6 protein-coding genes are annotated in these 9211 nt (G+C 62.4%); all 6 read left to right on the forward strand.

Annotated features, from left to right (window positions below):
- The first annotated feature begins 46 nt into the window (after positions 1–46).
- The gene (locus FJY68_12105) at positions 47–1636 is read left to right on the forward strand and encodes a T9SS type A sorting domain-containing protein (GenBank protein MBM3332567.1); all 1590 of its coding nucleotides are present in this window, start codon (positions 47–49) and stop codon (positions 1634–1636) included.
- 134 nt (positions 1637–1770) lie between these two features.
- Complete coding sequence (locus tag FJY68_12110) at positions 1771–3852, forward strand: tetratricopeptide repeat protein (GenBank protein MBM3332568.1); 2082 nt, start codon at positions 1771–1773, stop codon at positions 3850–3852.
- A gap of 315 nt (positions 3853–4167) precedes the next feature.
- A complete protein-coding gene (locus tag FJY68_12115; GenBank protein ID MBM3332569.1) occupies positions 4168–4842 on the forward strand; it encodes a hypothetical protein in 675 nt (224 codons plus the stop codon).
- A gap of 288 nt (positions 4843–5130) precedes the next feature.
- Positions 5131–6270, forward strand: a complete 1140-nt coding sequence (locus tag FJY68_12120; GenBank protein ID MBM3332570.1) for a hypothetical protein — start codon at positions 5131–5133, stop codon at positions 6268–6270.
- 9 nt (positions 6271–6279) lie between these two features.
- On the forward strand, positions 6280–7482 hold the full coding sequence (locus FJY68_12125; GenBank protein ID MBM3332571.1) for a hypothetical protein: 1203 nt from the start codon (positions 6280–6282) through the stop codon (positions 7480–7482).
- A gap of 9 nt (positions 7483–7491) precedes the next feature.
- Positions 7492–8709: a hypothetical protein gene (locus tag FJY68_12130; GenBank protein MBM3332572.1), complete on the forward strand. Its 1218-nt coding sequence runs from the start codon at positions 7492–7494 to the stop codon at positions 8707–8709.
- Positions 8710–9211: the final 502 nt, after the last annotated feature.

Consider the following 9211-nt stretch of genomic DNA (forward strand, 5'->3'; position numbering starts at 1 on the left):
GGTTTTCCCGTTCTCACCGGAGCTGACCCTCGATGTCTCAGACACGATGAAGTACGACGATAACATGGCGGCCAGCGCCTGGTGTCAGAACGTGGCCGGCGGCGGCTGGGGCGTCAAGTTCATCAGTCCGTCCGACAACGTGACCCTGGCCGGGGCACTGATCTACTTCTATAGCGGCTGGCCGACCCCTGGTGACAGCTGGGCGAAGGTAAGGATCATGGCCGATGACGGCCCCGGCGGCTCGCCCGGAACCGAGCTCTACATTTCCCCGGCAAACGTCAAGATCACCAGGGGCGCGTGGAACTACATTCCAGTCAACGTCCCGGTCGTGGCGCAGAACTTCTACATCTTCTACAAGCAGGTCGGAGCCAACCCGAACTGCCCGGGCCTGGCAATCGATGCCAGCAACAACGCGCCCTCGCACCGCAAGTGGCAGATGGACGCCGGCGGCAATTTCTCCGAGGACAATACGCGCGGGGACTGGATGATCCGAGCGGTGATCGACTGGACCCCGCAGGACACCAATGCTGCGGCTGCCTGGTTCGCCACCAACATGCCCAATGACACGCTGCCCAACATCAACTTCCAGATCCGCGCGACGATCAAGAACATGGGCTCCGCTCAGCTCCCCATCGGCACGCCAGTGCGTTTGGGAATCACCGGCCCGGAGGGCTACAGCTACCACGATACCATGGCGACGGGAACCGCGCTCAACCATGGCGCGACCGCGCAGATGAACTTCTCGCCGACCTGGCACATCCCGAACGTAGCCGGCGTCTACAACATCAAGGTCTGGACCGAGGCCGCGGGCGAGGATTTCCCCGCAGATGACACCATGGCCTATGACCTGAGCTGCGCGAAGTGGATAGAGTACCACGTCGATGCCAACATGCACTGGCTCACCTGGGGCGGACCGGAGCGGGTTGTCAAGTTCAACCCCGCCGACTTCACCGGGCTTGCGTATCCGATCAAGATATCGCGCATGCGGGCCGACTTCTACTGGCACAACACATACCCGTGGCCAGATACGTCGTTCATATTCAACATCTACGGTGACGACGGGACGACGCTCCTGTACGAGAGTGAAACCCTGGAAGCGATACCGGGCACGCCGGGACCGTACCGGGCCGCCGACGTCGACTCGAGCATCATCATCACGTCCGGCAACTTCTACGTGGGCGTGGCGCCGATCAGCTCAACCGGCCATCCCTCGAGTTGTGCCGACAGCGGGACTACCGACCATAGCTACTACGGCTTCCCGGGTGGCTGGGCGGTCTGGACTCCGGGGACCGGGCTGCACGGCAACTACTTCATCTCGGCTGCGGTGCAGGGCGGCGTCGGCATCGACGAAGGCTTCGAACCGGGCATCACCACGCCGAGCCTCCAGATCACGAACTACCCGAACCCGGTCACCGACCAGGTCACGCTGAAGTGGCAGGTGCCGGTCCGCATGCCGCTTTCGGTCAACCTGTACGACGCGACCGGAAGGCTGATGAGGAACCTGTACACCGCCAACGACAAGGCGAGAGTGGGTACGCTCACCATGGACACCGAGTCGCTGTCCGCAGGAATCTACCTGGTGCGGCTTGAGACTGCCAATGGTTCGGCCACCCGCAAGATCGTGATCGACAGATAGCCGCAGACTGACCTGTGACGGGGCGGGTTCTCCCGCCCCGTTTCTCTTATTCGGGACGGGAGTTGCGGCGGCGGACGTCGCCCGGTGACGTCCTTGCGGCTTGACCCGACTCCTGTCCTGAAGATACTTCTCTGATGCGCGCCAAAAGCGTTGACCGTAGACCGGCGGCCGACAACCGCAAGTCGCCGGTCCCCGGTCGCCAGGCTCCCGACCGGCTTTGGTTCTTGATCATCACCGGGGCCGCGTTCCTCCTGCGGCTGATTCACATCCTGCAGGTGCGGCAGAACGACCCGCTGTTCCTGTCGCCCCAGATGGATGCTCTCTACCACCACGAGTGGGCTCTTGCCGTCGCCGCCGGCAAGCAGTTCATCGCCGACGCCTACTTCCGTGCGCCCCTGTATCCCTACTTCCTGGGTCTGCTGTACAAGATCCTCGGCGCGAATCTGCTGGCAGTCAGGATAGTACAGGCGCTCATCGGCAGCGCCGGGTGCGGCCTGGTCTACCTGCTCGCGGGGCAACTCCTGAAGCCGCAAGCATCAAGCCCCAAGCCGCAAGCAAGTCCGAAGTCCGGTCTTCATCCTTCATCCTTAATCCCTCATCCCTCCGGGGCGGTTCCCGTCGTCGCCGGTCTGGTGATGGCCGTCTACCCGCTTGCCATCTGGTACGACTCCGAACTGATGCTTGAGGGGATGTTGACCTTTGTGGTTCTGCTGGGCTTCGTGCTGCTCCTGCGGAGCCGGGATGCGGACCGGCAGTGGTGGCTGCCCGGGCTGGTATTCGGCCTGGCTGCCATAATCCGGCCCAACCTGCTCGCGTTTATCGCGGTGCTGCCGGTTTGGCTGTTCCTCGAAGGAAAGGGGTTCAAGGGTCCACGGGTTCAAGGGTTCGAGGGTTCGGCCGGAACCCCAGGACCCCTGAACCCCAGAACCCTCCGGTGTGTCCTGCTGGTCTGGGGCGCGGCGGCGCTCGTCATCCTTCCGGTCACGATCCGCAACTACATAGTGAGCCGGCAATTCGTGCCGATTGCCTGGCAGGCGGGCACTAACTTCGTCATCGGCAACAACCCCAATTCGGACGGAGTGAGCGCGATCGTGCCCGGCACGCGCGGGAGTTGGTGGGGCGGCTACGACGATGTGAAGCGGCTGGCAGAAGAGGCCCTGGGCCGGCAGTTGAAGGGCGCGGAGATCGACCGCTACTGGATGGCCAAGGGATTTGAGTTCTGGCGTCAGCAGCCGGGCAAGGCACTCGGCCTGCTCTTGCGCAAGACCTTCCTCTGGTTCGCCGGCTTCGAGGTCGGCAATGAGACTGACTTGTACGCAGTCAAGCGCTACTCGTTCATCAACTACCTCTTCTTCAACTCCCGTTTCCTGAAGTTCCCGTTCGGCATCCTCCTGCCCCTGGCGCTGGCCGGCGTGTGGTTGATGCGCCGGGAGTGGCGCCGGTTCCTGCCGCTGTACCTCTTCTTCGGAGCCTACTCACTGTCGTTCATTTTCTTCTTTGTCACCAGCCGCTACCGTACGCCGATGGTGCCGCTGGTGGCGATACTGGCGGCAGCCGGGATCACGGGCCTGATCAGGCCCATTCGGGGCCGGGGAATAGCCGCCATCATTGCCGTCGTCGGGTTCCTCCTGCTCAACGCCAACGTCGGCGTGGCCGGCCGCGTATCCAGCCCGGACCAGAGCCACTTCGCCACGGCGCTCGGCCTGCACCAGCAGAAGCGAGACGATGAGGCGCTCCGAGAGCTGCGGATCGCCCTGCGGTACGACTCCGCCACCAACGTGCTCTCATTCGAGGCGACGCTGCTGCAGAGAATGGGCGACGTGACCGGGGCCGAACGTTCGGCCCGGGCGGCGACGCGGCTGTACCCGAATGATGCCGATGCCTGGGGAACGCTCGGCTACGTCTTTGCGACGACCAACCGGCTCGACTCGGCCGTGCGCTACTACGACGTCGCACTCCAGGTGAATCCGTACTCGCTGCAGGCCTGGGTCAGCCGCGGCAACGTCGCCCTCAACACGCGGAAGTTCGCCGAGGCTCGTCACTACTACGAAGGCGCGCTCAAGGTGCGGCCGACGCACGCCGAGGCGATCTTCTACCTGGGGATGTGCGACTACTACGAGGGTAGGAAGGCCGAGGCCCAGGCTCGCTGGCAACAGGCGCTCAGACTCGACCCGGCTCTTGCCCGTGCCAAACAGGCGTTGGATCAACTGAAGTAGCTCAGGCAGCGCAAGCTCAAGCACAAGCTCAAGCAAACGAGAACGGCAGCGGAAGCTGCCTTGGAGTGCGGCAGCAACGCTGCCGCCTTTCCGGATGACGGACAACGGCAAGACAGCGGCTGACGCTTCCGCTGATGTCCCGTGTCTTGAATTGACATGCTTTTTCTTGACAAGAAGGCAGGTGGAGTTAGTGTCAGTGGCTGGCCTGCGGGTCAGTGCAAGGCTGACCGCGAGACAGCCGGTGGCACCGAACCGGCAATCGATTTTGCGCACTGAGGCGCGCAGTTGCGCGAAGCCTTGTATGAAGGAGGCCAGATGTCGAAGTTCGAGACGATGTTGGCGCTCTGTGTACTGGCAGCCACAGTGCTGGTCGGCTGCAAGCAGCCGTCGGGTCTTGCAGGCAACGATGTCCACATAGCGTCTACAGAAACCACCTACTGCTTCGTCGCCAATGACACAAACCTGACCGGGTACGTCAGCAAGTACATGGATGGTCAGACTCCCAATGGGTGGTATACCATGACACCCGGCAGCATCATCGAGCGGGGCCTTGAAGAAGTAGGCGGCTATGTGTACCCGAAGACGTATGGGTACTGCGTCTTCGAGGTGCCTGAGTTCGAGTCACCGGCCGAGGTTCTGGTCTGCACGCTCTACTACAAGCAGAAGGAACACGTTGGTTCCCTCAACCTCGTCTTCAACTGGCTGTCGGGAATCAGTTCATGGACTCCGACCGCCGGGGTCCTATGGAATGCGATAGATACTAGCAGCTACGCCCTCGCGCCTGCGCAGGGCGTCCAAGCTGACGGTTGGTGCAAGCTCGCACTCAGCGGTCAAGGTTGCGCATGGCTTGAGGATTACGCGAACAGCGGAGGCGGGTCCTTTCCGACTGGCTGGAAGTTCAGCGTCGGAATTGCTGGCTGGTACACCAGAGTATGGGGAGTCACCGATGACGCCGTCGCGCCGTACATGAAGGTCGTGTATAGCCAGTGACAGGTCCGGCCTGAACTGCGCAACGGGCGGACGCTTGGCTGCTACGGTCCTTTGGCCCCTACAAGTTGGACTGCTTCAGAAGGTCTGAGGCAGGCCGTAGACACACCGTAGTTTGGCCCTACATCTGCGCGAGGGAATCACCATAGGCGACACCTCCGTTAGCGTCGGCTTCGCAGTCTGGCATGCGCGGGGTACGCCTTCGGTTCGCGGTCGGTCCATGGATTCGCTGGCGACAACTCGGAGGTGATCATTCGACTATTGCTGCAGTCTGGAATTGTAGCACTGCTGGTGCTCAGCGCTGCGGTGGCCCAGGATTCAGTGAACGTCCGGCGGGTAGGCACGTGTGTGATACCATCCGTCTACGCGAGGGGTGTGAGTGTATCCGGAGACCACGCCTACCTTGCGTGCGTGGCATATGCACCGGACACGACGCAAGGCCTGTATGTCGTGTCGATCGCTGCCCCCGCGCAGCCGGTCGTAGTGGGGTACTGCGCTACGTCCGGACAGGCACGCGCTGTGACAGTCGATGGAGACTACGCCTTTGTGGCCGGTGACACGGCCGGTCTGCGGGTCATCTCCGTTGCCGACCCGGCGAATCCGGTTGAACTCGGTCACTGCCATGTGCCAGGGCGAGCGTATGGTGTTGCTGTTGGTGGCGGCTACGCCTTTGTCACGGACATTGACTCAGGCGGGCTCCGGGTGATCTCGGTTGCGGACCCGGCGAATCCGGTCGAGGTGGGTTACTGCGAGAGTCCGCCGTATGCCAGGGCTGTGACGGTGACTGGGGGGCATGCCTACGTCGTAGGGGATAGCCTGAGCATCATCTCGGTCTCCGTCCCATCTAGTCCTGTTGTGGTCGGGAGCCTGAATCTGAACTCGGGAACCGGCGCGGGCGTGATCGGCAACTACGCGTTTGTAAGTGAGATGAGCTTCACGATGAGGGTCATTCGTGTCGCCGATCCGACCCATCCGGTTGAGATTTGGACCGGCCCGGCGCGTGGTGCGGACGGAGTTGTGGTCGTAGGCAGCCGCGCTTTTCTCGCCGCCGTCGACAGAGGATTGCGGGTCCTTAACGTCTCCGACCCGGCTCATCCGATCGAGGTTGGGTACTTCGACATAGGCGTGCCGTGCGCATCCGGACTGGACGTGGTCGGCGACAACGCCTACGTGGCATTTGACGACGCCGGTCTGCAGATACTCCAGTTCTACGGAGCGGGCGTCGAGGAGAACTCCGAGCCGCAGGCCGCCAGTCTCAAGCTGGTATCGACGGTCATTCGCGGCCTGCCTGTCGGCGCAGCCGCCTTCGACGCGATGGGGCGGAGGGTGCTGAAGCCGCGGTCCGGCGTGCTCTTTGTGCTCGATCGGCCGGCTCCAAGCGGAGAGCCGCCGGCGGCGGTCGGAGTCCGCAAGGTCATCGTTTCCAGGTAGGAGACGAAGATGAGAACGCTGTCCCTAGCTTTGTGTCTGATACTGCTACTGGTCGGTGTCGAGCCGGCTCTGGCGTCGTCCGGCATCCAGCTCATAGGCGGTTGCGACACGCCCGGCGAAGCCTTCAGCGTGGCCGTGTGCGGTGACTACGCCTACGTAGCCGACGGCGATGCCGGTCTACGCGTGATTTCGGTTGCTGACCCGGCACATCCAGCTGAAGTTGGTCACTGCGATACGCCGGGCTGGGCCCGAGGCGTGGCCGTAAGCGGCAACTTCGTCTATGTCGCGGACTACGACTCCGGGTTGCGCGTCATCTCGGTTATTGACCCGGCAGACCCGGTGGAGGTCGGGTCTTACAGATCGCCCGGCTGGACGTGGGGCGTGGCCGCGAGAGGCAACTATGTCTATATCGCGTGTGACACTGCCGGGCTGCGCGTCATCTCGGTTGCCGATCCTGAGCACCCGTCTGAGGTCGGCCACTGCCATCCGGGCAGTCCTCGTGGCGTTTGCGTTCGCGGCGACTCTGTCTATGTCGCTGGCTACGAAGGTTCATTCACGATCGTCTCCGTCGTCGACCCAGCTTATCCGGCTAGTGTCGGCGGCTACTTCGTATTCCATGCCTCAGCCTGTGGCGTGGCCGTGGACGGAGAACATGCCTACGTCACATTTCGTTCCCTCGGGCTGCACATCGTCTCAGTCCCAAGTCAAGTTCTGGTTGGGCAGTGCGGTGCGTACATGTGGGACTGGGGCGTGGCTGTGAGCCGTGACTATGCCTACGTCGCGGCTGACGAGGACGGGCTGTGGGTGATCTCGGTTGCCGACCCGACAAACCCGACTGCGGTTGGATTCTATGACGAGCCCAACTGGTGGGCTAATGGGGTGACGGTGGCGGGCGGGCATGTCTATGTTGCTTACGGCGGCGCCGGTCTACAGGTTTTCCAGGTCCTCAGTGGGGTAGGAGAAAGCTCCAAGCCACATGCCGCAGGACGCAAGCCAACTGGGACGGTCACCCGCAGCGTGCTCCTACTGCCCGAAACATCAAACCGCATGCCCCAAGCTGCAAGCTTGCAGAACGCAAGCGGGAGGAAGGTGCTCGACCTGCATCCCGGCGCGCATGACGTGACCCAACTTGCGCCCGGGGTCTACTTCATTCACGAGTCGCAAGCCCACGTTCAACCACAGGCAATCCGCAAGGTCATCATTGCGAGGTAGGAGGTTGTGATGAGATCGCTACTGCTGACATCCTGCCTGAGCTTGCTGTTGACTGGAGTTGGGCAGGCCGATTCGCTCAACGTCCGGCTTGTCGGAGACTGCCCGACGCCGCGCTGGGGTTGGTCATTGGCCGTGAGCGGCGACTACGCCTATGTCGCGGCCCAAGAAGGCGGCCTGCGAGTCATTTCAGTTGCCGATCCGGCCCACCCCGTAGAAGTCGGGGCGTGGACATCCGCCCCAGCTAGAGGAGTTGCAGTGAGCGGGGGGTATGCCTGTGTAGCGAGTCAAGGTCGGGGATTATATGTCATAGATGTCGCGGATCCGGCCAATCCGGTTCAAGTCGGGTATTGCCAGGCGTGCTCGACTGCCAGCGCCGTCGCTGTCCGCGACAGCTATGCCTATGTCGCCCAAATGGAGACAACCGCTGCCTTCTGTGTGGTCTCGATTGCCGACCCTGCGCATCCCGTCGAAGTTGGGAACACCCATATGTCCAGCTTTGGATATGGCGTAGCCGTGAGCGGCGGCTATGCCTATCGCGTAGGCTCCATGAGCGGACTCCAGGTTGTTTCGGTTGCTGACCCGGCGCATCCGGTTCATGTCGGCGGGTGCAACACGCCAGACTGGGCAAACGGCGTGGCCTTGAACGCAGACTACGCCTTTGTCGCTGACCGGTCTGCCGGCCTGCGAGTCATATCGGTCGCCGATCCGGCGAGTCCCGTCGAGGTCGGCTTCTACGATACGCCGGGGAGTGCGTACGGCGTGGCCGTGTCAGCAGACCTCGCCTACGTCGCGGACTACGACAGCGGGCTTCGTGTCGTTGCCGTCGCCGACCCGGCAGACCCGGTCGAGGTCGGGTACTACCAAGCGCCCGGTCGAACTTGGGGCGTGGCTGTGGATGGGGATTACGTCTACGTCACGTACGAAGGCTCTGGGTTGATCATCCTCCAGTTCTATGGCGCGGGAGTTGATGAGACGCAGGGCGCCGAGGTGCGGACTGCAAATCCGACGTCGGCCGTCGTTCGGGGCGACCTGCGGCTTGGAGACTGGGGACGGGAGACCGGGGATCAGGTCGAACTTCTCGATATCAGCGGCAAGAAGGTGTTGGACCTGCATCCCGGCGCGAATGATGTGCGGGCGCTGGCGCCGGGTGTGTACTTTGTGCGAAGAGAGCCACAGGCCTCAAGCCACAAGCCTCAAGCGATTCGGAAGATTGTCCTCACCAAGTAGCAGGCGAATGCAGTCGGTCAGACTGCCTGGCAGATTGCCGGGCAAGCTCTTTGCCGGACAGCTCTCCGAATAGCTGAGTGGATTCCCTTCCCGGCTGCTTGGGAGACTGCTCTGTAGGCTGCTTGCCGGGCGATTTGCCGAGCACTCTGCGGAGCAGCCCGCGGGACAGCGGCCCCTGCAGCTTTGCAGGCAGTTCGCCGAGTTCTCCTCCGGATAGCCGGCGCAATAGCTGACCGAATAGCAGGCCAGGTAGCTTTCCAGATACTCCACCGGATTGCCTGCGGAGCAATCCGCCGAACTGCTTTCCGGGGAGCTTGCCGGAGAATCTCCCAAAGAGCCGGGGAGACGGGGTAGGGGAGGAGCGAGAATGACTAATACTAATCAGAGCATAAAATGTTTGACATGGGAGTCGGTTTGGTGTATACTGTGAGTAATGAGAGAAGACGATACTCGGCGTCTATCGCCGGCGGCTTTGGATGTGCTGCGTGTGCGGGTGATGAAA

Source organism: candidate division WOR-3 bacterium (assembly GCA_016867815.1).
In the GTDB taxonomy this organism is placed as follows: domain Bacteria; phylum Hydrothermota; class Tepidihabitantia; order Tepidihabitantales; family Tepidihabitantaceae; genus UBA2258.

Bases quoted from the DNA above. Each gene is read 5' to 3' on its own strand.
- FJY68_12105 (MBM3332567.1), top strand. From the start codon at position 47: ATGAAGTACGACGATAACATGGCGGCCAGCGCCTGGTGTCAGAACGTG.
- FJY68_12110 (MBM3332568.1), top strand. From the start codon at position 1,771: ATGCGCGCCAAAAGCGTTGACCGTAGACCGGCGGCCGACAACCGCAAG.
- FJY68_12115 (MBM3332569.1), top strand. From the start codon at position 4,168: ATGTCGAAGTTCGAGACGATGTTGGCGCTCTGTGTACTGGCAGCCACA.
- FJY68_12125 (MBM3332571.1), top strand. From the start codon at position 6,280: ATGAGAACGCTGTCCCTAGCTTTGTGTCTGATACTGCTACTGGTCGGT.
- FJY68_12130 (MBM3332572.1), top strand. From the start codon at position 7,492: ATGAGATCGCTACTGCTGACATCCTGCCTGAGCTTGCTGTTGACTGGA.